Origin of the sequence: Microbispora hainanensis (assembly GCF_036186745.1) — a bacterium.
In the GTDB taxonomy this organism is placed as follows: domain Bacteria; phylum Actinomycetota; class Actinomycetes; order Streptosporangiales; family Streptosporangiaceae; genus Microbispora.
Genome location: NZ_CP108086.1, coordinates 4,902,548 through 4,925,306, shown reverse-complemented (window position 1 = coordinate 4,925,306; position 22,759 = coordinate 4,902,548). Strand labels below are relative to the sequence as shown.

General features: G+C 71.9%; 15 protein-coding genes. 5 read left to right on the top strand and 10 right to left on the bottom strand.

Annotation, left to right across the window (positions count from 1 at the left end):
• Positions 1 to 19: 19 nt before the first annotated feature.
• Positions 20 to 2,938, top strand: a complete 2,919-nt coding sequence (locus tag OHB01_RS22995) for an AfsR/SARP family transcriptional regulator (RefSeq protein ID WP_147942258.1) — start codon at positions 20 to 22, stop codon at positions 2,936 to 2,938.
• A gap of 89 nt (positions 2,939 to 3,027) precedes the next feature.
• Complete coding sequence (locus OHB01_RS22990) at positions 3,028 to 6,003, top strand: AfsR/SARP family transcriptional regulator (RefSeq protein ID WP_187280520.1); 2,976 nt, start codon at positions 3,028 to 3,030, stop codon at positions 6,001 to 6,003.
• Here OHB01_RS22990 and OHB01_RS22985 read toward each other — a convergent pair.
• Positions 5,953 to 7,476 carry a PucR family transcriptional regulator gene (locus OHB01_RS22985; RefSeq protein WP_328853963.1) on the bottom strand — a complete coding sequence of 508 codons (1,524 nt, stop codon included), beginning with the start codon at positions 7,474 to 7,476 and terminating at the stop codon, positions 5,953 to 5,955. The two genes, OHB01_RS22990 and OHB01_RS22985, sit on opposite strands and share 51 nt — an antisense overlap.
• A 119-nt stretch (positions 7,477 to 7,595) precedes the next feature.
• Between OHB01_RS22985 and OHB01_RS22980 the strand changes: the two genes are divergently transcribed.
• The gene (locus tag OHB01_RS22980; protein ID WP_328853962.1) at positions 7,596 to 9,851 is read left to right on the top strand and encodes a molybdopterin cofactor-binding domain-containing protein; all 2,256 of its coding nucleotides are present in this window, start codon (positions 7,596 to 7,598) and stop codon (positions 9,849 to 9,851) included.
• 137 nt (positions 9,852 to 9,988) lie between these two features.
• On the opposite strand, the gene OHB01_RS22975 is transcribed toward OHB01_RS22980, so the two are convergent.
• Positions 9,989 to 10,720, bottom strand: a complete 732-nt coding sequence (locus OHB01_RS22975) for a hypothetical protein (protein WP_328709601.1) — start codon at positions 10,718 to 10,720, stop codon at positions 9,989 to 9,991.
• Between the two features lie 292 nt (positions 10,721 to 11,012).
• Positions 11,013 to 12,677, bottom strand: coding sequence for a SecDF P1 head subdomain-containing protein (locus OHB01_RS22970; RefSeq protein WP_419197593.1), 1,665 nt, complete (start codon positions 12,675 to 12,677; stop codon positions 11,013 to 11,015).
• Positions 12,678 to 12,853: 176 nt separating this feature from the next.
• Here OHB01_RS22970 and ald point away from each other — a divergent pair, with 176 nt between their 5' ends.
• Entirely contained in the window at positions 12,854 to 13,972 is a 1,119-nt protein-coding gene (gene ald, locus OHB01_RS22965) for an alanine dehydrogenase (protein ID WP_142644822.1), read from the top strand.
• A gap of 61 nt (positions 13,973 to 14,033) precedes the next feature.
• Here the strand turns inward: ald and OHB01_RS22960 are convergent, their stop codons facing one another.
• Positions 14,034 to 14,711: a DUF3105 domain-containing protein gene (locus tag OHB01_RS22960; protein ID WP_142644821.1), complete on the bottom strand. Its 678-nt coding sequence runs from the start codon at positions 14,709 to 14,711 to the stop codon at positions 14,034 to 14,036.
• A 106-nt stretch (positions 14,712 to 14,817) separates the two neighbouring features.
• Between OHB01_RS22960 and OHB01_RS22955 the strand changes: the two genes are divergently transcribed.
• Entirely contained in the window at positions 14,818 to 15,495 is a 678-nt protein-coding gene (locus OHB01_RS22955; protein WP_328709599.1) for a DUF305 domain-containing protein, read from the top strand.
• 26 nt (positions 15,496 to 15,521) lie between these two features.
• Here the strand turns inward: OHB01_RS22955 and OHB01_RS22950 are convergent, their stop codons facing one another.
• From OHB01_RS22950 to OHB01_RS22925, 6 genes are all read right to left on the bottom strand, one after another.
• Entirely contained in the window at positions 15,522 to 16,373 is an 852-nt protein-coding gene (locus tag OHB01_RS22950; protein ID WP_328709598.1) for an alpha/beta fold hydrolase, read from the bottom strand.
• 219 nt (positions 16,374 to 16,592) lie between these two features.
• The gene (locus tag OHB01_RS22945) at positions 16,593 to 17,684 is read right to left on the bottom strand and encodes a threonine aldolase family protein (protein ID WP_142644819.1); all 1,092 of its coding nucleotides are present in this window, start codon (positions 17,682 to 17,684) and stop codon (positions 16,593 to 16,595) included.
• A gap of 63 nt (positions 17,685 to 17,747) precedes the next feature.
• Positions 17,748 to 18,401: an SDR family NAD(P)-dependent oxidoreductase gene (locus OHB01_RS22940; RefSeq protein WP_142644818.1), complete on the bottom strand. Its 654-nt coding sequence runs from the start codon at positions 18,399 to 18,401 to the stop codon at positions 17,748 to 17,750.
• A gap of 37 nt (positions 18,402 to 18,438) precedes the next feature.
• Positions 18,439 to 20,529 (bottom strand): DUF6421 family protein, encoded by a 2,091-nt coding sequence (locus OHB01_RS22935; protein WP_142644817.1) that lies wholly within the window; start codon positions 20,527 to 20,529, stop codon positions 18,439 to 18,441.
• 598 nt (positions 20,530 to 21,127) lie between these two features.
• The gene (locus OHB01_RS22930; protein WP_142644816.1) at positions 21,128 to 21,790 is read right to left on the bottom strand and encodes a response regulator; all 663 of its coding nucleotides are present in this window, start codon (positions 21,788 to 21,790) and stop codon (positions 21,128 to 21,130) included.
• Positions 21,787 to 22,566, bottom strand: coding sequence for a hypothetical protein (locus tag OHB01_RS22925; protein WP_142644815.1), 780 nt, complete (start codon positions 22,564 to 22,566; stop codon positions 21,787 to 21,789). The genes OHB01_RS22930 and OHB01_RS22925 overlap by 4 nt, the downstream gene beginning before the upstream one ends.
• Between the last annotated feature and the right edge of the window lie 193 nt (positions 22,567 to 22,759).

Below are 22,759 nucleotides of genomic sequence, written 5' to 3'. Positions count from 1 at the left end.
GCATGGAGTCCAAAAACGTATGGATAATGCGAATGAGTGTGGAACTTCTCAGGACTTACCGTCCCGTCTGCGGTTACTGGGCCCGCTTGCAGGCTGGTGCGGCGGACATCCCATCGAGCTGGGACCGCCGCTGCAGCGGGCGGCCCTGTGCGTGCTCGTCGGGCATGAAGGACGCGTGGTCCCGAAGGACGTGCTGATCAGCGGCCTTTGGGGGGATGGCCCCCCGAACACGGCCGAGCAGAGCCTCTACACCTACATCGCCGGCCTCCGGCGGGTGCTGGAGCCCCACCCTGGCAGGCGTGGTCCATACATCATCCTGGCGAACCGGTCGCGGGGCTACGCGTTGGAACGCGGCAAGGTGCGGGTGGACGTGGAGGACTTCGAACGCCACCTGGCCGAGGCACGCCGGCTGCGCGGTGCGAGCGACCTGCGAGGCGGCCTGCGCGCGCTGGACGCCGCCCTGGCGTGCTGGTCGGGACCCGCCCTGTGCGGCGTGCCGGGTCCCTTCGCGGCGGCGGAACGGGCTCGTCTCGAGGAGTTGCGCCTGTCCGCGCGGGAGGACCACGCCGACATGCTGCTCGGCCTGGGGCTGCACCAGGAGGCCGCGAGAACGCTGACCGAGCTGGCCGCGGAGGCACCGCTACGAGAGCGCACCCGCGAGTTGCTCATGCTCGCGCTGTATCGCTGCGGCAGGCAGGCCGACGCTCTCCAGACGTACTTGGACGTCAAACGGCTGCTCGCGGAGCGGCTCGGCGTGGATCCCGGCGCGACCCTGCGCGAGCGGTACGAACTGATCCTGCGGGCCGATCCGTCGCTCGCGCGGGTGCAGGACCGCGCGAGCGGTGCCGAGGTCCCGGCGAGGCCTCCCCGCCAGTTGCCGCGGGCGGCGAGCGTCCTGGTGGGGCGGGCCGAGGAACTGGTCCGTCTACGGTCTCTGCTCTCCCCCTGGGACGGCGGACCGCCGCAGGCGGTGATCGCGATCACCGGAGTCCCCGGGGCGGGCAAGTCCGCGCTGGCCGTACAGGCCGCCCACGCCTCCTCGCACGCGTTCCCGGACGGACAGCTGTACGTCAATCTCCAGGGCGCGACGCCGGGGGTCGAGCGCCTGAAGCCGATCGACGTGCTCGGCAGGCTCCTGCGCGCCCTGGGTGTGCCGGGCGAGGCCCTGCCGTCCGATGAGGACGAGGCCGCCGCGGTGCTGCGCGACCGGCTGGAGGGACGCAGGACCCTCATCCTGCTCGACGACGCGGCCGGGCCCGAGCAGGTGCGCGCCCTGCTGGGGCTGCCGTCCGGCAACACCGTGCTGATCACGAGCCGCGAGTCGCACGCGGCGACCGACGACTGCGTCCAGCTCGTGCTCGGGAGGCTGCTGCGGTCGGAGGCGGTCACCATGCTGGCGAAGCTCGTCGGAGCGGAACGGATCGCGGCGGACCCGGCCGCCGCCGACCGCCTGGCGCACCTGTGCGACCTGCTGCCGCTGGCTCTGCGCCTGGCCGCCGCCCGGCTCGCCGAACGCCCCGACTGGACGGTGCGGGATCTGGGGACGAGGCTGGAGGATCGGCGGCGTACGCTGCATGAGCTGGAGTCGGGCCGAAGCGCCGTCCGCTCCAGTCTGGAGCTGAGCTATGAGAGTCTGGCCAACGGCAACGGACTCGATCGGCTGGCCGCACGGACGATGTGCCACCTCGGGGTCCTGCACGTGGCGAGTCTGACCGCCGAGCTGGTGTCCGCTCTCCTCGGGGAACCGGTCGACGCCGCCGAGCGCGCCCTCGACCGCCTCGCACGTGCGCACCTCGTGGAGATCTCGGAACCGGGCCGCTATCGCCTCCACGACCTCGTACGGCTGTTCACGATCGAGCTCGCGGATGCGCGCCTCACGCCGGAGACGCGCAAAGACGCGCTCTTGCGCACGCTCGGCTTCTACGGGGCGACCGCGCGCCATGCCAGCACAGTGCTCGATCCACACCGTGTGCAGCTTCCCTGGCCCGCCGTGCCACAGCGCCCGCTCGCGTTCGAGACTGTCGACGAGGCCAGGAACTGGCTGGCGGAGGAGCTGCCGGACGTGGTCGCCGCCGCCACCCAGGCGATGCACAGCGAGGACGACGACGTCGCACGGCTCGGAGCCTACGTCGGGTTCGCCCTCACCTGGCAGCTCGCCATGGGCGCGCACCACCGCGAGCAGCGTGACCTCAACAGGCAGGCACTGGGTGTAGGCGAGCGGACCGATGACCAGGAGATCCTGTCCCTGGCCCACGGCCAGTTGGCACACGCACTGCTGAACCTCGGCAAGGAAACCGAGGCCCTGCCGCACCAGCAGGCCGAGCTCGAGCTGAGACGCGCGCTGCGCGACCGGTTCGGCGAGATGCGCGCCCTGGGCAACCTGGGCGTAGTCCTTCTCAAGCTCGAACGGTACGCGGAGGCGCGTGAGCGGACGAAGGCCCAGCGGGCGATCGCCAGGGAGATCGGCTCTGATGTCGGCGAGCGTCATTCGCTGGTGACCGAGGCGACCGCCTGCCTGAGAATGGGCGATCTGACGGCGGCCATGAGCCTGATCCATGAGCAACTCGCACTCGCGCAGGCCGCGGGAGACCGTTACCACGAGGCGTGCGGCCTCACGTTGGTCTCCGAGCTGCACCTGAAGCGCGGCGATCCGCAGACGGCGAAGTCCTACCTCGAGCGCGGCCTGCGTGTGGCCCGGGAGATCGGCTACCGGATCAGCGAGTGCGAGTCGCTCGTCATGCTCGCCAGAGTTCATCGTCTCCTGAACGAGCCGGCACAGGCCCTGGCCTACGCCCGGGAGGCGCTGGCGGCGCGGCAGCGGTCCGGGTACAAGAACCTATCCCCGTTGGTGGAAGACGAACTGAGCGCCATCGAAACCGCCTTCCCCGAGCTGAGAGCGGCCAGAGAGGCATCGCCCCGCGTGGCGCTCGCCGGCTGATCCTCGCGCGAGGGAGGGACAGGACGTCCATGGGGACGGCACATGGGGAATTAGGCGGGGGCGGCCTCCGGCTCCGGGTGCTCGGACCGGTGACCGCATGGCTGGAGGACCGGCAGGTGAACCTGGGGCCGCCGCTGCAACGGGCCACTCTCTGGGTGCTCGCCGCACAGGCGGGCCGCCTCGTCACGAAGGACAGGCTCGTCGGCGCCCTGTGGGGCGACGCCGCGCCGAAGACGGCCGAGCAGAGCGTCTACACCTATGTGGCCGGGCTGAGGCGGCTGCTCGAACCGGAACGCGGCAGGCGCGGGCCGTTCACGTTGCTCACCCAGTCCGCGAACGGCTACAGCCTGGCGCGGGACGTGTGCCGGACCGACGCCGAGGACTTCGAGCAGCGCCTCGCCGAGGCCCGTCGTTTCCAGGCCAAACAGGACCTCCCCGCCTGGCTGCGCGAGCTGGAGGCCGGGCTGGGGCTGTGGGCGGGCACCGCCCTGGGCGGCCTTCCCGGCCCGTTCTGCGAGGCGGAACGCACCCGGTTGGAAAGCTTGCGCCAGACGGCGCGGGAGGACTGGGCCGACGCGCTGCTGAGGCTGGGCCGGCACCAGGAAGCGCTCGACGCGGTCGCCGGGCTGACCGCGGAGGCCCCGCTGCGGGAGCGTGCCCGGGAGCTGCAGATGCTCGCGCTCTACCGCTGCGGGCGGCAGGCCGAGGCGCTGGACGTCTTCCACGACATCAAGCGTCTGCTCACCGAACACCTCGGCGTCGATCCCGGCGAATCTCTGCGACGGGCGTACGAGCGCATCCTGCGCGCGGATCCCTCCCTCGCGGCGGCGCCGTCCGCCACGGCGGTCACCGCTCACGGGGAGTTCGTCCGGCCGCGTCAGCTTCCGCGCGATCGGCGGATCTTCGTGGGACGGGCGGAGACGCTGGTGCGGCTGCGCGCTCTGCTCGCGCCCTGGGACGGAGACGACCCGCAGGCGGTGGTGGCCGTCACCGGCACGGCGGGAGCGGGCAAGTCGACCCTCGCCGTGCACGCGGCGCACGCGGTGAGCGATCACTATCCGGACGGCCAGCTGTACCTGAACCTGCTCGGTGCGACGCCGGGAGTCGGACGGCTGAACCCGCTCGACCTGCTCGGGAGACTGCTGCGGGGCCTCGGGGTGCGCTCGGAGTCGGTTCCGTCCGATCAGGACGAGGCCGCCGCGATGCTCAGGGACCGTCTGGCGGGCCGCCGCACGCTGATCGTGCTCGACGACGCGTCCGGCCCGGAGCAGGTCCGCCCGCTGCTGGGCCTGCCGGCCGGAAACGCGCTGCTCGTCACGAGCCGGGAGTCGTTCGCGGCGGCCGACGACTGCGTCCAGCTCGTTCTCGGCAGGATGTCGCGGTCGGAGGCGGTCACCATGCTCGCGAAACTCGCCGGCGCCGAGCGGGTCGCCGCCGATCCGTCCGCCGCCGCCGAGCTGGCGGACCTGTGCGGCGGGCTGCCCCTCGCCCTGCGGCTCGCGGCGGCGCGTCTGATGGAAAACCGCCACACTCCCTTAACGGAGCTGAACGCCCGGCTGCGCGACGAACGGCGGGCGCTGCACGAGCTGGAGTCGGGTGATCTCGCGGTGCGCGCCAGCCTCCAGCTCAGCCATGACGTGCTGGCGGGAAGCGGCCACGAGCCCGACAGGACTGCGGCCGCTGCCCTGTGCCATCTGGGCGTCCTGCGCACGCCGGACGCCACACCCGAGGTCGTGGCGGCCCTTCTCGACGCGCCGCAGGATGCCGCGGAGCGCGCCGTGGCCCGCCTGGTGCGGGCGAATCTGGCCGAACCCGGCGAGCAGGGCCGGTTCCGCCTGCACGACCTGGTCCGGCTCTTCGCGATGGAACTGGCCGAGCGGCGCCTGAGCGAGCGCGACCGCGACGACGCGCTCGACCGCGTGATCGGCCTGTACGGCACGACCGTGCGCCTGGCGATGAAACTGATAGACCCGCATCGGGTGCATCCCCTGCACGAGTTCGCGGCATGCGAACCCTTCGCCCTGACCGGCGGCGCCGACGCGTTCGCGTGGCTGGAGCGGGAACGCCCCAACATCCTCGCCGTCGCAGCCCAGGCGATGGGGTCCCCGAACTCATCTCTGGCACGTTCCGGCGCCTACCTGGCCTTCTCCTGTCATTGGCCCCTCGTGTACACCGGCCACCACCCTGAGACCGTGACCCTCAACCGCCAGGCGCTCGAGGTGGGCGAGCGGCTCGGAGATCCGGATATCTCCGCCCTCGCGAACAGTTACATCGCCCTCGGCCTGGGCTATATGGGGCGCTACGCGGAAGCGCTCGCCTATCATCGCGCCGAGGTGGATCTTCTCCGCACGTGCGGCGACGCCTTCGCGCGGATGAGGGCTCTGGGAAACCTGGGCGTCACGCTCAACGCGCTCATGATGCACAAGGAAGCCCTGTCGTCGGCGCGGGAGCAACTGCGCATCGCGCGGGAGATCGGGTCGGCGGTGGGTGAACGCCACGCTCTCGGTTGCGCCGGCGAAGCACATCTCGGCCTGGGGGACACGGCGTCCGCCATGGCCGCGTATGTCGAGATGGTGTCGCTCGCGAAGGAGGCCGGTGACGCCATGCAGCACTCGGACGCGCTGATGTGCATGGCCGAGGTCTACATGGCGCAGGACGATCCCCGGTCGGGGGTGATGCTCTTCGAGGAGGCCCTCGTCCTCATGAGGGAGAGCCGCTTCCGCGGCCTGGAAGCCAGATGCCTCGGTAATCTCGGCAGGGCCGAACGCCTCACGGGCAGGCTCGACAGAGCGCGCGCGTACCTGCAGGAGACCATAGTGGTCGCTCAGGAGTGCGGGGCGGACTACTGGGTGGACTTCGCCCGCGAGGAGCTCGCCCTGCTCGGCGAGAGTCCGGAGGATGGCCCGTCGCGAACCGTGGACGGCTCAGGCGGCGCGGAAGGCTCAGCCCGCGTGCAAAACGCGGCCCGCGCGGAAGGCTCAGCCCGCGCGCAAAATGCGGCCCGCGCGGAGGGCTCAGCCGGCGCGGAGGGCGAGGAAGAGATCCACGCGGTCGGCCATGGATGACAGGTCCTTGCCGGTCAGCTCCTCTACCCGCCTGATCCGGTAGCGCACCGTGTTGACGTGCACGTGCAACCGCTCGGCGCAGGCGTTCCACGATCCGGTGCAGTCGAGGAACGCGCCGAGCGTGCGCACCAGTTCGGCCCCGTGCCGCCGGTCGTAGTCGAACAACGGCCCCAGCAGCCGCTCGGCGAACGACGTCCGCACGTCGCCGGGCACGGTCGCCAGCAGCAGCGCGTGGGTGTAGATCTCGTCGCTGGTGACCACTCCCCCGCCGCGCGCCTCGGCCATCCGCCGGGCGTGGCCCGCCTCCTCCACCCCGCCCCGGATGGCCTGCGGCCCGGTCAGCGCGCCGCTCAGCCCGGCCGACACCGTGATCGACGGCAGCCCGGCGGCGAGCACCGCCGTACGGGCGCGCAGCAGGGCCGCGAGCGCGTCGCGGTCTCCCCAGGGGGTGTCGCGGCGCAGGGGGACCAGCGCCACCGACGCGTCGGCGCCCGCGGCGGCCACCACTTCGCGGTCGAGCAGCTCCTCCACCACCTGACCACCCAGCAGGGCGGGGTCGGGGCCGTCCTGCGCCCCGCGTCTGCTCGCCGTCGCGGTGACCATGGCGTACGGCTCGGCCGGGTCGATGCCGCACGTCCGCAGCCGGGCCGACAGCTCCGCAAGGTCGCCGCCCGCGCAGGCCAGGGCGATGAGCTGCTCGGCCAGCCGGCGTTCCACCCGGCGGCCCTCCTCCGCCCGCGTCCGCTCCATCGCGACGCACGCCGCCAGCTCGTAGCCGAGCTCCACGTCGACCTCGCCCCGGCAGACCAGGGCCCAGCCGGCGGCCCGGTGCCGTCGGCCCACGGCGAAGATCGTGGACGGCCCGCCGCGGTCGACGACCACCGGCAGGCGGACTGCGGCGAGGTAGTCACGGGCCAGCCGTACGGCCCGCTCCTTCGACAGGTCGCCCGCGACGACCGCGCCGCAGGCGGACACGACGGCGGCGGTGACGCCGAGCTCGGCCTCGACCAGGGCGAACAGCTCGGCGAGCCCGGCCCCCTCGGCCACCGCGGCGACGATCCTGCGATGCCGCCCGAGCGCGCCGCGCAGGTCGCCCACCTGGGCGGCGGCGACGCGTCTGCCGACGAGCTCGGTGACGGCCCCGAACGACACCTCGACGGGCACTTCGAGCAGTGGCAGGCCACGCGCCCGGCACGCGTCCACCAGGTCGGCGGGTACCGTGCCGAGCCGCGCGTCACCGGCGCCGAGCGCGGCCACGCCCGCATCGGCCAGGGCGTCCACGAACCGGGCGGAGTCGTCGGGCGACTGGCGCCACATCAGGCCGGTCAGCACCAGTTCGCCGCCCGACAGGTAGCGCCGGGGATCGGGCAGGTCGGTGATGAGCACGCCCTTGATCTCACGGTCCAGCCGCTCGTCGCCCGTGAGCAGGGTGAGCCGCAGTTCCGGTGCGGCGAGCAGATCATGCAACAGCACGGAAGACAGCGTATTTGGAGATATCTACAAGCATCGACTACGCGCGTCCCCGGGTTTCATGGCCGCGCCGATAGGCCCCGGCCCCGCCCGGTTGTTGTACTACGACCGTGGAGCGGCGTATGGCGACGGAGACGGCGGCGGGCACGGCGATCGGAACGGGGCGGCGTCCGGGCGTCGGCGAGAGCGCGCCGCGCCCGGACGGCACGCTGAAGGTGACCGGGGAGTTCGCGTACTCCTCCGACCTGTGGCTTGAGGGCATGCTCTGGGGCGCCACGCTGCGCAGCCCGCATCCGTCCGCGTGGATCCGCTCGATCGACGTCGGCCCCGCGCTCGCGATGCCCGGCGTGTTCGCCGTGCTGACCCACGAGGACGTGCCCGGGGAGAAGTTCTACGGGCTGGAGCGCCGCGACCAGCCGGTGCTCGCCGTCGACCAGGTCCGCTACCAGGGCGAGCCCGTGGCGATCGTGGCCGCCGACCACCCGGAGACCGCGCGCCGCGCCGCCGCCGCGATCGTCGTGCGCTACGAGGAGCGCGAGGCGGTGACCGATCCCCACCGGGCCGCCTTCGACCCCGCCTGTCCCGCCGTGCACCCCGGGGGCAACGTCGTACGGCACCAGCCGGTCAGGGTGGGGAGCACCTTCGAGGCCGAGGTGGTCGTCACCGGCGAGTACGAGGTCGGCATGCAGGACCAGGCGTTCCTCGGGCCGGAGTCGGGCCTGGCCGTGCCGGCCGAGGACGGCGGGGTGGACCTGTACGTCGCCACCCAGTGGCTGCACGTCGACCAGGACCAGGTGGCGCCGTGCCTGGGCCTGCCGAAGGAGAAGGTGCGGCTGACCCTCGCCGGGGTCGGCGGCGCGTTCGGCGCGCGGGAGGACCTGTCGATGCAGGTCCACGCCTCGATGCTGGCACTGCGGACGGGCCGCCCGGTCAAGATGGTCTATGGCCGCGAGGAGTCGTTCTTCGGCCACGTCCACCGGCATCCGGCGCGGATGCGCTACGAGCACGGCGCCACGGCCGACGGGCGGCTCGTCTACGTCAAGGCGGAGATCCTGCTCGACGGCGGGGCCTACTGCTCGTCCACCCCGGCCGTGGTGGGCAACGCCGCCTCCCTCGGCGTCGGTCCGTACGAGGTGGGCAACGTCTGGATCGACGCGTACGGCGTCTACACGAACAATCCGCCCTGCGGTGCCATGCGCGGGTTCGGGGCGGTGCAGGCGTGTTACGCGTACGAGTCGCAGATGGACCGGCTCGCGGCAGCCTGCGGGCTGTCGCCGGTCGAGATCCGGGTCCGCAACGCGGTGTCGCAGGGGTCGCGCCTGGCCACCGGGCAGGTGATCGACAGCCCCGCGCCGCTCGCGGACATGCTGAAGGAGCTGGCCGCGATGCCGCTGCCGCCGGAGCCGGTGGACGAGCGGCCCGACCTGCGCCTCCTGCCGGGCGGCGTCGCGCAGACCACCCACGGCGAGGGCGTACGGCGCGGCGTGGGCTACGGCGTCGGCATCAAGAACATCTGCTTCTCCGAGGGCTTCGACGACTACTCGACGGCACGGGTGCGCGTCGAGCTGGCCGGGGACGAGCCCCACGTGCTCGTGCACACCGCCGCCGCCGAGGTGGGCCAGGGGCTCGTCACCATCCAGGAACAGATCGCGCGTACGGAGCTCGGGATCGCCAGGGTCACCATCGCCCCGGCGGACACCGCGGTCGGCTCCGCCGGGTCGTCCTCGGCCTCCCGCCAGTCGTACGTCACCGGCGGGGCGGTCAAGACGGCGTGCGAGGCGGTGCGGGCGCGCATCGACGTGCTGCGGGCGGCGCATCCGGACCTGTCGCTGGAAGAGGTGCTGAAGCGGTTCGGGCCGGTCGAGGAGACGCGCGAGTTCCGCCACCGGCCGACGTTCCCCATGGACCCGTTCACCGGCCAGGGCGACTCCCACACGCAGCTCGCGTTGTGCGTGCACCGGGCCGTGGTCGACGTGGACGTCGAGCTCGGCCTGGTCAAGGTCGTCGAGCTGGCCGCCGTGCAGGACGTCGGGAAGATCCTCAATCCGGTGGCCCTGGAAGGGCAGATCCACGGCGGCTCCGCGCAGGGTCTCGGCCTGGCGCTGATGGAGGAGATCCAGGTCAGGGACGGCCGGGTGCTCAACCCCTCGTTCACCGACTATCTGATCCCCACCATCCTCGACATGCCGCCGATGCGGCTGTCGGTGCTGGAGAACCCCGACCCCCACGCGCCGTACGGCCTGCGGGGCGCGGGCGAGCCGCCCACGCTGTCGTCCACCCCGGCGGTGGTCGCGGCGGTCAGGGCCGCGACCGGGCTGGATCTCTCCCGGGTCCCGATCCGGCCCGAGGACATCGCGCTCACGCCCGTCGCCCGCTGAGCCCCCGTCGCCCGCTGAGTCCCCCGTCGTCGTGCTCGGCCCGCGGCGGGAGCAGCCGGTTCGTCCAGCCGGCTGAGGTTGCGGGGCCTGGGTTCAGGGGCCCGGGTTCAGGTCGCTCGGACTCGGCCGGCTCGGGCTCAGTCGGCGATGTAGGTGATGGAGGTCACCTCGTAGCCGCGGCTCTTCGAGCCCCGCACGTGCATGAACATCGCGCCGCCCTCGTAGGAGTAGGCGCAGCCGTAGCCCTTGGGCTCGGAGCTGCAGCCCTGGAAGAAGTGCTTCACACCCTTCGGGTCGTACTTGGTCCGGAACAGCGTCTTGACCGCCGTGGTCGTGGCGGCCTCCAGGCCCCGGTTGCGGTCGCCCTTGCGCCAGGCCTCGAACAGGTGCTTGGCCGCGTCGGACGGCTTGACGAGGTGGCGGGACTCGTAGACCTTCGTGACCTTGCCGCCCGACACGACCATCAGGATGCCGTCGAGCCCGCCCGGCACGCGCACGCTGGTGTGGACGAACCGGCAGGCATTGCCCGAGCAGCCCGCGAACTTGTCCGGAGCCCGGAAAGGATAGGCGAAGAGCGTGGAGGCCGCGCTCGAGGTGGCGACGCGTGCGGCCGCGTGGCGGTCCCGGCGCAGCCACGCGCCGAACAACTTCTTGGCGACGGTCGCCGGTGCGGCCGTGCCGTGAGCGGACGCCGTGACCGGGGCCTGTGCGGGGGTGTGCGCGGTGGCGTGGGTGTGCGCGGTGGCGTGGGTGTGCGCGGTGTGCGCGGTGTGCGCGAGAGCCGGAGCGGCGGCGAGCAGGGAGGCGGGGACCAGGAACGCGGCAATCGCGGCCGTGGCGGCTGCGCCTCGAAACGATCGTGCTGACATGCGCCGTACGCTACGGGGCTCTGCTTGCACCGGGATTGACCCCGGCTTGCACCCGGCCGCCGCCGCCCCGCACCACCTCGTACGGCCGGTGGGCGAGCCCGCGACCCCCACGACGTGGGAGCCCCTGGGACGTGCAGCGCGCCGGGACGAGACCGCGCCGCCGCGAGAGAGGCCAGGAGACGATCCCGTGCACGCAATGACCGGGCTCGATCGGACGGCCGGGGCGAGCATGCCCCGGCCGCCGGTCGGCCGGTTCAGGTCCGCAGGCGGGGGCCCGGGCCGTGATCCGTGCTCATTGGAACCCCTCGGGGGTGGACTGCGTGCCTCCCTGCTGCCCTGTGCCTCCCTGCCCTGCGCCTCCCTGCTGAGTGCCGCCCTGGGTGCCGCCCTGCTGCGATCCTTGCGGCTGGCCCTCGTACACCGTTCCGCCAGGCTGCGTGCCACCAGGCTGGGTGCCACCAGGCTGGGTCCCGCCCGGCTGCGTGCCACCAGGCTGGGTCCCGCCGGGCTGCGTTCCGTCCGGTTGTGTGCCGCCGGGCTGGCCGGCGTCGGTGGCGGCGGGCGAGGCGGCCGGAGCGGACTGGCCGGCGGGAGCGGACCCGGTCAGCAGCGCCATGATCGCGTCGGCCTGGGCCTTGTCGAAGCCCGCGATGCCGAGGCTGTCCTGGGTGATCTCCTGAGCCACCCGCGGAGCGGCCACGACCTTCTCCCCCACCACGATCGCGAGCTGCTGCTTGACCGTCTCGCGGGTGAGGGCCTCGATCTGCTCCTGGCTGGAGGGGGACAGAACCAGCCTGATCGAGTAGGTGCCGTCGTTCTCCGTCACCTCTTCGATCTTCTGCACGGTCGTGACCGTGACTCCCGGATCGAGCTGGTAGCAGGAGGTGCCCTTGTCGTCCGGGATCGCGTCCGTTCCGGCACAGGGCGCCGCCCCCACCCCGGTCACCGGCGCGAAGTGCACGGGCGTCAGCAGGGTGCGTACGGGCGTCTGCTTGAGCGGCGGGGCGTCCGGGTTCTGGGTCATCACCACGGCGACGGCGCCGAGGACGCCCGACATGATGACCACGAGCACGAGGGCCGAGACGAGGGCGATCGTCGTCCCTCTCGCCGCCCGCGGCTCCGTGGGGCCGTCGGGGGCGGGCGGCTTGTCACCCGGCCCTGTGGCTCCGCCCGAGGACGCGTCGTCGGGCGCGCCGGGCGTGGCGGGCTCCACCGGCTCGCCGGGACGGACGGGAGCACCGGCGGCAGCGGGCACCCCACCGAGGTCGACGGGGATCGCACGTGTGTCGTCCGCTGCCCCCGGAGCGTAGAGAGGGTCGCCCGCTCCGCCCGGAGGCCCCAGTGGGTCACCCGGCACGGCGGGTCCGCCTGCCATGCCGAGCGGGTCGTCCGGGCCGCCAGGCTCACCTGGCACGCCGAGCGGGTCGCCCGCTCCGCCGGGGCCGCCGGACACGCCGAGCGGGTCGTCCGGGCCGCCAGACCCACCCGGCACGCCGGGGAGATCACCCGCCCCGCCCGGAACCCCGAGCGGGGCGCCGGGCACGTCTACCGGGCCGCTGAGCGTGTCCGCGAGCGGATCATCGGGCCTGTCCGGCGGCTCGCCGCGCGCACCGAGCGGATCGTCCGGCCCGCCGTACTCACCCCGCACGCCACCCGGGCCGCCGAGCGGGTCGGCTGGAGGCGCCGGGCGGCCTCCGCCGGGGTCGCCGGGCCCGCCGTACGGGTCGTCTGATTCGCCGCCGGCGGCCGGCAGAACGGTCGTCGTCTCCGCGGCGGCACCGGCGCCGCCGGACGTGTCGCCGAACCAGCCGCCCCATTCGCCGGACGTCTGGGCGGGCACGCCGCCGCGGTTCTCGGGGCCGACCGGCTTGGGCATGGGCGCCGTCTCGGCTCCCGATGTCAGGCCGCCGGGCCGCGGGCCGGGCTCTTCGTCTCCCGGCACGGGCGCGTTGTGCATTCCCACCTCGATCCTTACACCGCTCGCAGAGCCTACCGAGGTCTGCCAACTGCGGGTAACCGGCCGACCATGGAACGTTCAACGCGTTCTTTTATTGACAATTTGTCATGAATATCCGCCAAATGGTTGCCCGTTGACCGATGCCCATACGGACGTCGGGAGCAGACAGTGAAGACATGAAGGTGGGAGTTCCCCGAGAGATCAAGACACACGAGTACCGGGTCGCGCTCACACCCGCGGGGGTCAACGAGTTCGTACGCAAGGGTCATCAGGTCCTCATCGAGAAGGGCGCGGGGCTCGGGTCGGCGATCCCGGACGAGGACTTCACCGCGGCCGGGGCCGTGATCCTCGACACGGCGGACGAGGTGTGGGCCGAGGGTGATCTGATCCTGAAAGTCAAGGAGCCGGTGCCGGACGAGTATCACCGGATGCGCAAGGGCCAGGTGCTGTTCACCTATCTCCATCTGGCGGCCTCGGAGTCCTGCACCCGGGCCATGCTGGAGTCGGGCGTGACCGGCATCGCGTACGAGACCGTGCAGAAACCCGACCGTACGCTGCCGCTGCTCGCGCCCATGTCCGAGGTGGCCGGACGGCTGGCGCCGCAGGTGGGCGCCTACCACCTCATGCGCCAGGGCGGCGGACGCGGCGTGCTGATGAGCGGCGTCCCCGGCACCTACCCGGCCAAGGTGGTGGTGATCGGCGCGGGGGTGTCGGGCATGAGCGCAGCCGCGGTGGCCACGGGCATGCGGGCCCAGGTGCTGCTGCTCGACCGCGACGTCGACCGGCTGCGCCACGCCGACCTCGTCTTCCAGGGGAGCTGCCAGACGGTGGCGTCCAACGCGTACGAGGTCGAGCGGGCGGTGGTGGACGCCGACCTGGTGATCGGCGCGGTGCTCGTGCCGGGCGCCAAGGCGCCGACCCTGGTGAGCAACGACCTCGTCGCACGGATGAAGCCGGGCTCGGTGCTGGTGGACATCTCCATCGACCAGGGCGGCTGTTTCGAGGACTCGCGGCCGACCACCCACGCCGACCCGGTCTACCGGGTGCACCGCTCGGTGTTCTACTGCGTGGCCAACATGCCCGGGGCGGTGCCGCACACCTCGACGTACGCGCTGACCAACGTCACGCTGCCGTACGCGCTGGCGATCGCCGACCTGGGCTGGCGCGAGGCGCTGACCGCCGACCCCGCGCTCGCCCTCGGCCTGAGCACGCACGAAGGCCATCTGACGAGCCGCCCGGTGGCCGAGGCCCACGGGCTGGAGGCCGTGCCCGTGGACCGCGTGCTGGTTCCCTGACCGCGATACCGGTCCCGGCCGCGACACGGCGGCCGGGACGTTCCAGTCGGGCTGGTGCCGGTCAGGACGACGGGGCCGTGCTCGGCATCGGCTCCTGCGTGGTCTCCGCCTGCGGCGACGGGAGCGGCTGCTCGTCGGTGGTGCCGATGCCGCCGGAGCAGGACGCACCGTACTCGGGAGTGGTGGTCGGGTTCTGCTTGTACTTCTTCACGAACTCGGGCAGCCGGGGGTCGTCCGCCGAGTCCAGCGCGAGCTGGTGGTTCCAGGAGCTGACGACGATCTTGGACGGCAGGTTCGGGTAGGGGCTCAGCAGCATGTAGTCGGAGGAGGCGATGGTCTTGAGCTTGTCCACCTCGGCCTTGGGCAGGTCGGGCTGATAGGTGATCCACACCGCACCGTGCTCCAGCGAGTGGACGCCGTGCTCGTTGTGGATGGGCTTGTCGTAGATGCCGCAGTTCTGCCAGTAGAAGTTGTGCTGGCCGCCGACGGGCGGGGTCTCCTTGTAGGAGACCTTCGTCCAGGAGTGGTCGGAGCCCTTGTAGTTGAAGGTCTTGACGGCGCTGAGCGACTTGGCCGAACGGTCGTTGATCACATAGACGGTGACGAGGGCGATCAGGACGACGATCACAAGGCCGCCTATACCCCACATGAGAAGTGCGGCGCGCCGCTCCTTGCGCTTCTGCTCGGCGCGCATGCGGGCGAGGTGGTCACGCCTCGCCTGCGCCTTCTCCTTGGTCATCGCTCCTCCATCCGCTGATCACTGACACCCCCGCTGCGTATGGAGAATAGTGGCTAAAGGTATTGCTTCGGGCAGGGCGAGGGCTCCGGAGAGTAGCGTGTGGGCGGTGAGCACTGACATCGACGTCCCAGAGGACAGCGCCGTGGAGACCGCTCCCCCGGCCCGGCGCCGCCTCCCCATCCTCGGGCTGGTCGTCGTCCTCCTCGCGGCGGCGGCGCTCGTGCTGTTCTTCACCAGGCAGGGGACGCCCGGCGACACCTCCCCCGAAGCGGGCTTCGCCAGAGACATGGGGGTCCACCACGCGCAGGCGGTGGAGATGTCCTTCATCCTCAGGGACAAGACCTCCGACGAGGCGCTGCGCAGCCTGGCGTACGACATCATCACGACGCAGAGCACCCAGCGTGGAATTTTCATGGGCTGGCTGCAGCAGTGGGGGCTCGACCAGAGCTCCGACCGGCCCGCGATGGCCTGGATGGCCGGGCACGGGCACGGCGGGGCCGCCACGACCATTCCGACGTCCGGCACGATGCCCGGCATGGCCACCGAAGAGGAGATGAACCGGCTCCGCCAGGCCACCGGCAAGGACGCCGAGATCCTCTTCCTCCAGCTCATGATCCGCCACCACCAGGGCGGTGTGGACATGGCCGAGGGCCTGCTCAGGCTGTCGGATCGTGACGAGGTGCGGTCTTTGGCCCAGCACATCGTCGACGGCCAGAACGCCGAGATCCGCACGATGAAGGAACTGCTGGCCAAGCGGGGAGCCCAGCCGCTCCCCGCACCGTGACGTACGGCACCGTCAGGCCGTCTGGTTCAGTCCGCCCGCGTGGCGTGGAGCGCGGTGAAGGCCAGCAGGGAGCGGGCGGTCCGTTCCGGGTCCTCGAGTATGGGTGAGTGCCCGAGACCCGGCAGCAGCTCGACCTCCGCGCCCGGTACGACACGGTAGTCGGCGGCGGACGAGGATCGCCACCTCCGGTCGTCCGCGCCGAAGATCACCAGGAGCGGTTTGGCGAGGACCGCCAGCCGGTCCGGCAGGGCACGCTGCTCCAGGTAGTCGAGGATGCCCTGCATGGTCGCGGCGAGCGTGTGGTGGGTCATCATGCGCACCTCGCCGAGGAGCTCCTGCGGGATCCGGTAGCCGGGGCGGCTGACCGCTGTGGCGGCGAAGCGGCGGAGCTGCTCGTCGGTCGGCGGCCACTGCGACGCCGCGATCCCTGCGGACTCCGACGGGATGAAGGCGTGCATGCCGGGTCCGGTGTTGACGAGCGCGAGCGCGGTCACCAGGCCGGGCCGCTGCTCGGCGAGCGCGGTGGCGACCGCGCCGCCGCTGGAGTGACCGGCCACGATCGCGTGCTCGACGCCGAGCAGGTCCAGTGCCGCGCCGGCCCGGCGCGCCTGGTCGGGCACCGCGTAGCTCGGGCCCGCGGGTTTGCCCGACAGGCCGTGCCCGAGCAGGTCGATCCGGATGACGCGGTGCGCTCCGGTCAGCAGCGGGACCAGCGGGTCCCACGAGCGGACCGAGGAGGCGGATCCGTGGATTAGCAGGAGCGCCGGGGCGTCGCTGGGACCGTCCTCGCACACGTGGATGTCGCCGTCGTCCAGGGACAGCGTCGAACTGGTGGTGGTCTCGTCGTCCACCCGCGGCTTGCCGTCGGAAACAGTCATGCGGCCACTGTCGCCGCGGGTGCACGCCGGCGTCTTGGACGAATGTTCCCCTCGGCCGCGACCACCGGCTTCCGTGGCATGGCCGCGCGGGACATGGCCTGTCCGATCGGCCGAGTACCGCCGAGGCCGGCCCCTCCGGCTCGCCGGTTCCGGCGGGCCGAAGAGTTCCGGCGGGCCAAAGGGGTCCGGCGGGCCGGAGGAGCGAAAGGCCGACGACGCCTACGAGGCGCGCAGTTCCTCGGCCAGCGCCGCGACGAACGCGTCCACGTCGGCCTCGGTGGTGTCGAAGGCGCACATCCACCGCACCTCGACCATGCCCCCGCCGATCTGGTCGTCCCAGTTGTAGAAGCGGAACCGCTTGCGCAGCCGGTCGGCCACGTCACTCGGCAGCACCGCGAAGACCGCGTTGGCCTCGACCGGACGCGGCACGCTCACCCCGGGCAGGTCGCGTACGGCCTCGGCGAGCCGCCGGGCCATCGCGTTGGCCTGCCTGGCGTTGCGCAGCCACAGGTCGCCCCCGAGCAGGGCCTCGAACTGCACCGAGACGAACCGCATCTTCGAGGCGAGCTGCATGCTCGTCTTGCGCAGGTAGGGCAGGCCCCGCGACGCCTCCGGGTTCAGCACGACGACGACCTCGCCCAGCAGCAGGCCGATCTTGGTGCCGCCGAACGACAGCACGTCGACCCCGGCGTCCGTGGTCAGCGCGCGCAGCGGCACGTCCAGCGCGGCGGCGGCGTTGGTGATCCGCGACCCGTCGAGGTGGACGAACATCCCCAGCTCGTGGGCGTGGTCGCAGATCGCCTTGATCTCGGCCGGGGTGTAGAGCGTGCCCAGCTCGGTCGCGTTGGAGATCGACACGACCCGGGGCTGCGCGTGGTGCACGTCGCCGAAGCCCCGCGCCTGCCGGTCGATCAGCTCCGGCGTGAGCTTGCCGTCGGGGGTCGGCACGGTCAGCAGCTTCAGCCCGCCGGTGACCTCGGGCGCGCCGCCCTCGTCGGTGTTGATGTGCGCGGTCTCGGGGCAGACCACGGCCTCCCAGTGGGCGCACATCGAGCGCAGCGACACGACGTTGGCGGCCGTGCCGTTGAACACGGGGAACACCTCGGCCTGCTCGCCGAAGTGCCTGCGGAAGACCTCCCGGGCCGCCTCGGTGTAGACGTCGTCGCCGTAGGAGGTCTGGTGCCCGCCGTTGGCGAGGGCGATCGCCTCCAGGACCTCGGGGTGCACCCCCGCGTAGTTGTCACTGGCGAACGTCCGGCTCGCCGGGTCGTGCCGGCGTACGGCATCGGTTGTCACGAGATGTCTCCCCATCGCGGTTTCAGACCCGCGACCGGCCGGTCAGGCCGGACGCGGGTCCGGATCGAGCAGCGTAGATCAGGGCACGAGGTCGATCCTGCGGCCGTTGACCGCAGCCGGCTCCTCGTCCCACAGGCCCGCGATCGTCGTCGCCAGGTCCTTCACGTCAGTGAAGGTCCGGTATGGCTTGTCCGGATTCGCGGCCCTCATCTCATCGTGCACCAATGCGTTGACCACCAGGACCACCGCGGCGGAGGAGGTGTCCTTCAGCGCGTCGGCCAGGGCCAGCGTCCACGCCTCGGCGGCGGCCTTGGCCGCCGCGTACGCCGCGCCTCCCTGGGTGGGCTTGCTCGCCGCCCGGGCCGACACGATCGCGAACCGGCCGTTCCCGCTCGCCCGCAGCAGCGGCTCGAACTCCAGCGACACGTGCTGCAGGGTCCTGATCAGCAGGTCGTGCAGCAGGTCCCAGTCGTCGAGCGAGGTGTCGGCGAAGGTCTTCGACCCCCGCCAGCCGCCCACCAGGTGGACGACGCCGTCGACCCGGCCGTGCTCGGCCCGCACCCCCTCGGCCAGGGCCCGTACGGCGTCCCGGTCGAGCAGGTCGACGGCCAGGCATCCCTCGGCGCCGGACTTGTCCACGCCGATGACCGTGTCGCCCAGCTCGGCGAACTTCCCGACGACCGCGCGGCCGGCCGGGCCGCCCGCCCCCGTGACCACGATCACCCTGCTCATCGCACGCCCCTCACAATCTCACCCACGCGGTCCGCGCTCACGCCCGGATGCCCCGGGTCGACTCCACCACGTCGGTGAGCTTACGGCGCAGGGCCTCGTAGAACATGCTCAGCGGGAACTCGTCGGGCAGCACGGCGTCGACCATGGCCTTCTGCTCGGTGGGCAGTGCGTGCACGCCCTGCTTCCAGACCGAGGCCGGGTCGGGCTCGACGTACGTTGCGACCAGCTCGTGCGCGGCGAGCCAATGGGCCCGCTTGGACCGGTCGATGCCGTCGCGGTAGAGCTTCTCCACCTCGCCGCGCAGGTCGGCGACGCCGTCGGCGACCCGCGACCAGTCGATGGTGAGCCGGTTGTCGGTCCACCGCACGATGCCCTGCCGGTGCAGGTAGGCGAACAAGAGCTGGCCGCCGAGCCCGTCGTAGTTGCGCACCCGCTCGCCGGTGATCGGGAAGCGGAACAGCCGGTCGAACAGGATGGCGTACTGCACGTACCGCGCGTGCGGCACGCCCGCGGCCTCCAGCTTCACGGCCTCGCCGTACGCCGTGAGGTCGCAGCGCAGCTCCTCCAGGCTGTAGAGCCAGTACGGCATGCGCTGCTTGATCATGAACGGGTCGAACGGCAGGTCGCCGTGGCTGTGCGTGCGGTCGTGGACGAGGTCCCACAGCACGAACGTGTCCTGGGCGAGGTCCTGCGACGCCAGCAGCCGGGCGGCGTCCGGCGGCAGCTCCAGCTTCAGCGTGGCCGCGGCGGCCTCGCTGACCCGGCGGAACCGGGCGGCCTCGCGGTCGCAGAAGATGCCGCCCCAGGTGAAGCGCGGCGGGGTCTGGCGCACGACCACGGTCTCGGGGAACAGCACGGCCGAGTTGGTGTCGTAGCCGGAGGTGAAGTCGACGAACGTGATCGGCACGAACATCGGGTTGTCGTAGCCGCCCGCCTCCAGCTCGGCCAGCCAGTCGGGCCACACGACCCGGATCCAGACCGCCTCGACGTTGCGGTTGGGGTTGCCGTTCTGGGTGTACATCGGGAAGACGACCAGGTGCTCCAGGCCGTCGATCCGCTGGGCGTCGGGGTGGAACAGGTTCAGCGAGTCGAGGAAGTCGGGCTTGCCGAGCCCGGCCGCCACCCACGCGCGGAAGTCCTTCATCACCGCGTCGAGATAGTCGGCGTCGTGCGGGAAGTGCGGCGCGAGCCGGGCGACGCCGTCGACGATCTCGCTGATGCACGCCACGGCCTCGTCGTGGTCTCCGGTGACCGAGCCGTCCTTGGCCTGGAGGGGGCGCAACCGCTCCACGGCGTCCTTGAGCCGGGCGAACTCCTCCGCCACCTCGGGGCGGGAGGCGCGGGCGGCGCCGGACGCCTCGGGCACGCGGGCGGCCCAGGTGACGAGGTTGCCCCACAGCTTCTCGTGGTCGTAGTCGCGGATCGAGTCGTCGCCGAACAGGTCGGAGTCGGCCAGGACGACCACGCGGCCCCTGCCGTGCCGTACGGCGGCGACGAGCGGGGCGTCCGCGGGGTCGGCGGACCCGGAGGTCGTGAACAGGACGCTCGCCCCGGCCGGCGCGCCGAGCGTGCCGGCGCGGTAGAAGCAGGCCCTGCGGACCTCCGCGAGCAGGTCCTGGGCCACGCCGCTCTGCTCGGCCACGGCCTGCCCGGCGGGCACGCCGAGGACCCAGGTGGCCACGCCGTTGTGGCAGTTGCCGGGGTCCTGGACGGTCGCGTGCTCGACCGTCACCCCGAACCGGGCGAGCAGCTCGCCCAGGTTGCTGCCGTACTTCTCCTGCTCGTGCTCTGCCAGCACGATCAGCCCGCCGCCGCCCGCGACGTACGCCTCGAGAGCGTCGATCTCCTCGGCGGCGAAGACGGGGCTGCCGACCCCGGTGGTGCGTTCCCAGCGCTCGGCCGAGGGGTGTGCGACCACGAAGACGTCGCACCCGTCCAGCACGGCCGGAGTGATCGGGCCCTCGGTGTGCGCGCGCACCGTGTGGCCGAGCCGCCGCAGCGCCGTGGCGGCCTCCGCGTAGCTGTTGTCGTCGGGGTGGGCGGGATTCATGGCCTCGGCGACCTCGCGCCGGATCGTCCATGCCTCGCTGTGCGCCTCGTCGAACAGGACCGCCGGGAACGCCTTCATGAAAAATCTCCCGTACTGTGAGCCTTCTTCCGGAAAATATACACATAGGTCGCCTTGCAGCGATAAGTCGCTCTAGCGGGTGAGGAGGGATCACCCGCGCGGCGGACGAATCCCCCGGGGTCGCTCACCTACTGTCACCGGCCGTAGGAGAAAGACCCGGAGGGAAAGATCGATGTCCGAACCGTCGGCCTCGGTGGCCTTCCGGCGCACCGTCACCGGAGTCCTGCTGTTCGTCGCACCGCTGCTGCAGTTCGTCGCGCTCCTCGTCGACCCCGGCACCTGGGGCGAGGACCACGAGATGGTCAGCTATGGCGACAACCCCGCCCTGGCCCAGCTGGAGTCGCTGCTCTACCACTGGAGCTGGGTGCTCGTCCCGATCGCGGCCTTCGGCCTGCTGCACCTGGTGCGGAAGAAGGCCGTCGTCCTCGGCCACGTCGCCGGAGGCATGACGATCATCGGCTACATCAGCGTCTCGGCGCTGCTCCTCATGGACCCCCGTCATCGCCCTGGGCTACCTCGGCCTCAAGGTCCTGCGCATGACGAACGCCGAGTGGGCGTCGTACTACCCGAGCTACCCGAGCTACCCGAGCTACCCGAGCTACCCGAGCGCCGACCCCGGCGTCACCACGCCCGACTCGTACGCGAACACGACCGCCTGAGCGCGGTCGCGCAGGTTCAGCTTCATGAGCACGCGGGCGACGTGGGTCTTGACCGTGGCCTCGCCGACGAAGAGCTCCTTGGCGATCTCGGCGTTGGTGAGGCCCCGGGCGAGCATCCGCAGCACCTCCAGCTCGCGCGGGGTGAGCTCGGCGAGCTGCGGCGGCCGCACCGGCTCGTGCCGGCCCGCGAAGGAGGCGATCACCCGCGTGGTCACGGCGGGGTCGAGCAGTCCGTCACCCGCGGCGACGACCCTGATGGCCTCCACGAGCTGCTCCGGCGGCGACACCTTCAGCAGGAAGCCGCTGGTGCCGGCGCGCAGCGCGGCGTACAGGTTCTCGTCGGTGTCGAACGTCGTCAGCATGATGACCTTGGGCGGATGCGGCGCGTCGAGCAGCTGCCTGGCCGCGGTCAGCCCGTCCACGCGCGGCATCGAGATGTCCATGAGCACGATGTCGGGCCGCACCCGGCGGGCCAGGGCGACCGCCTCGGCGCCGTCGGCGGCCTCGCCCACGACCTCCATCCCAGGCTCGCTCTCGACGACCATGCGCAGGCCGGTCCGGATCATCGCCTGGTCGTCGGCGAGGACGATGCGCACGGTCACTTCGCGGCCTCGCTCACCGGCACCCCCTGGGCGATCGGCAGCGTCGCGCGGACGCGATAACCGCCCTCCGGCAGCGGCCCGGCGTCCAGGGAGCCGCCGAACAGCTCGGCCCGCTCACGCATGCCGATGAGCCCGTTGCCGGTGGACAACGCCGGTCCGGCGCCCCCGCCGTTGTCGGTGATCTCCAGCTCCAGCCGTTCGGGGTGGTAGGCGATCCGGTTGCGCTCGGCGGCGACGGCCTCGGCGGCCCGGCGTTCCCGCTCCAGCTCCAGCCGCATCGCCCGCTCGCTCATCCGGTGCGCCCGCAGGAGGTAGCCGCGCAGCGCCAGCCCCGTGAGGTAGGCCGAGCCGAACATGACGGTGAGGTAGACGACCTCCTGGAACGGCAGGAAGCGGTGGTCGACGGCACCCGAGTCGAAGATCAGGACGCCCGCGAGCGCCCAGGCGCCGCCGTGCCTGACCGACAGGTGGGCGCCGATCGTGTGGAAGACGATGAGCAGCGCGGCGAGCTGCCAGACCGGGCACGACTCGTTGCCCTGCCGGTGCCAGGCGTACTGCGCGAGGATCATGAGGATGAAGACCGCCACGGGAGCCCTGCGGCGATACCAGACCAGGACGCCGGTGACCAGCGCCTGGCCGACCCACCACAGCTCGGGACTGCGGGCGGCGCCGTAGTCCATGGCGTCCGTGAACGCCTCAAGAGTGCCCAGCGCTATGATCGCGAGTCCGATCAGAAGATCGACGCGGGGAACCGAGCGGAGGAGGGACGAGCGCATGCGCGCAGAGTAATCCCTGCCGACATACCGCGCATCAGAGAACAGACGCCTCGCAATCGGCCTGCAAGTAATCGTCAAGCGACGGCGCGATCATCGCGCTGTATCAAGTGGGTGTCGGTCACGATACTCACCTTGTCGAGCACTGTCCGCGCTGAGACGCTTGAGGCGTTCCGATCAGGCATAGGAGAAGCAG

Excerpts from the sequence above, each read along its gene's own strand:
- OHB01_RS22950 (WP_328709598.1), bottom strand. The coding sequence starts at position 16,373 with ATGACTGTTTCCGACGGCAAGCCGCGGGTGGACGACGAGACCACCACC.
- OHB01_RS22980 (WP_328853962.1), top strand. The coding sequence starts at position 7,596 with ATGGCGACGGAGACGGCGGCGGGCACGGCGATCGGAACGGGGCGGCGT.
- OHB01_RS22935 (WP_142644817.1), bottom strand. The coding sequence starts at position 20,529 with ATGAAGGCGTTCCCGGCGGTCCTGTTCGACGAGGCGCACAGCGAGGCA.
- OHB01_RS22960 (WP_142644821.1), bottom strand. The coding sequence starts at position 14,711 with ATGACCAAGGAGAAGGCGCAGGCGAGGCGTGACCACCTCGCCCGCATG.
- OHB01_RS22940 (WP_142644818.1), bottom strand. The coding sequence starts at position 18,401 with ATGAGCAGGGTGATCGTGGTCACGGGGGCGGGCGGCCCGGCCGGCCGC.
- OHB01_RS22995 (WP_147942258.1), top strand. The coding sequence starts at position 20 with ATGGATAATGCGAATGAGTGTGGAACTTCTCAGGACTTACCGTCCCGT.
- OHB01_RS22975 (WP_328709601.1), bottom strand. The coding sequence starts at position 10,720 with ATGTCAGCACGATCGTTTCGAGGCGCAGCCGCCACGGCCGCGATTGCC.
- OHB01_RS22925 (WP_142644815.1), bottom strand. The coding sequence starts at position 22,566 with ATGCGCTCGTCCCTCCTCCGCTCGGTTCCCCGCGTCGATCTTCTGATC.
- ald (WP_142644822.1), top strand. The coding sequence starts at position 12,854 with ATGAAGGTGGGAGTTCCCCGAGAGATCAAGACACACGAGTACCGGGTC.
- OHB01_RS22945 (WP_142644819.1), bottom strand. The coding sequence starts at position 17,684 with ATGGGGAGACATCTCGTGACAACCGATGCCGTACGCCGGCACGACCCG.
- OHB01_RS22970 (WP_419197593.1), bottom strand. The coding sequence starts at position 12,677 with ATGCACAACGCGCCCGTGCCGGGAGACGAAGAGCCCGGCCCGCGGCCC.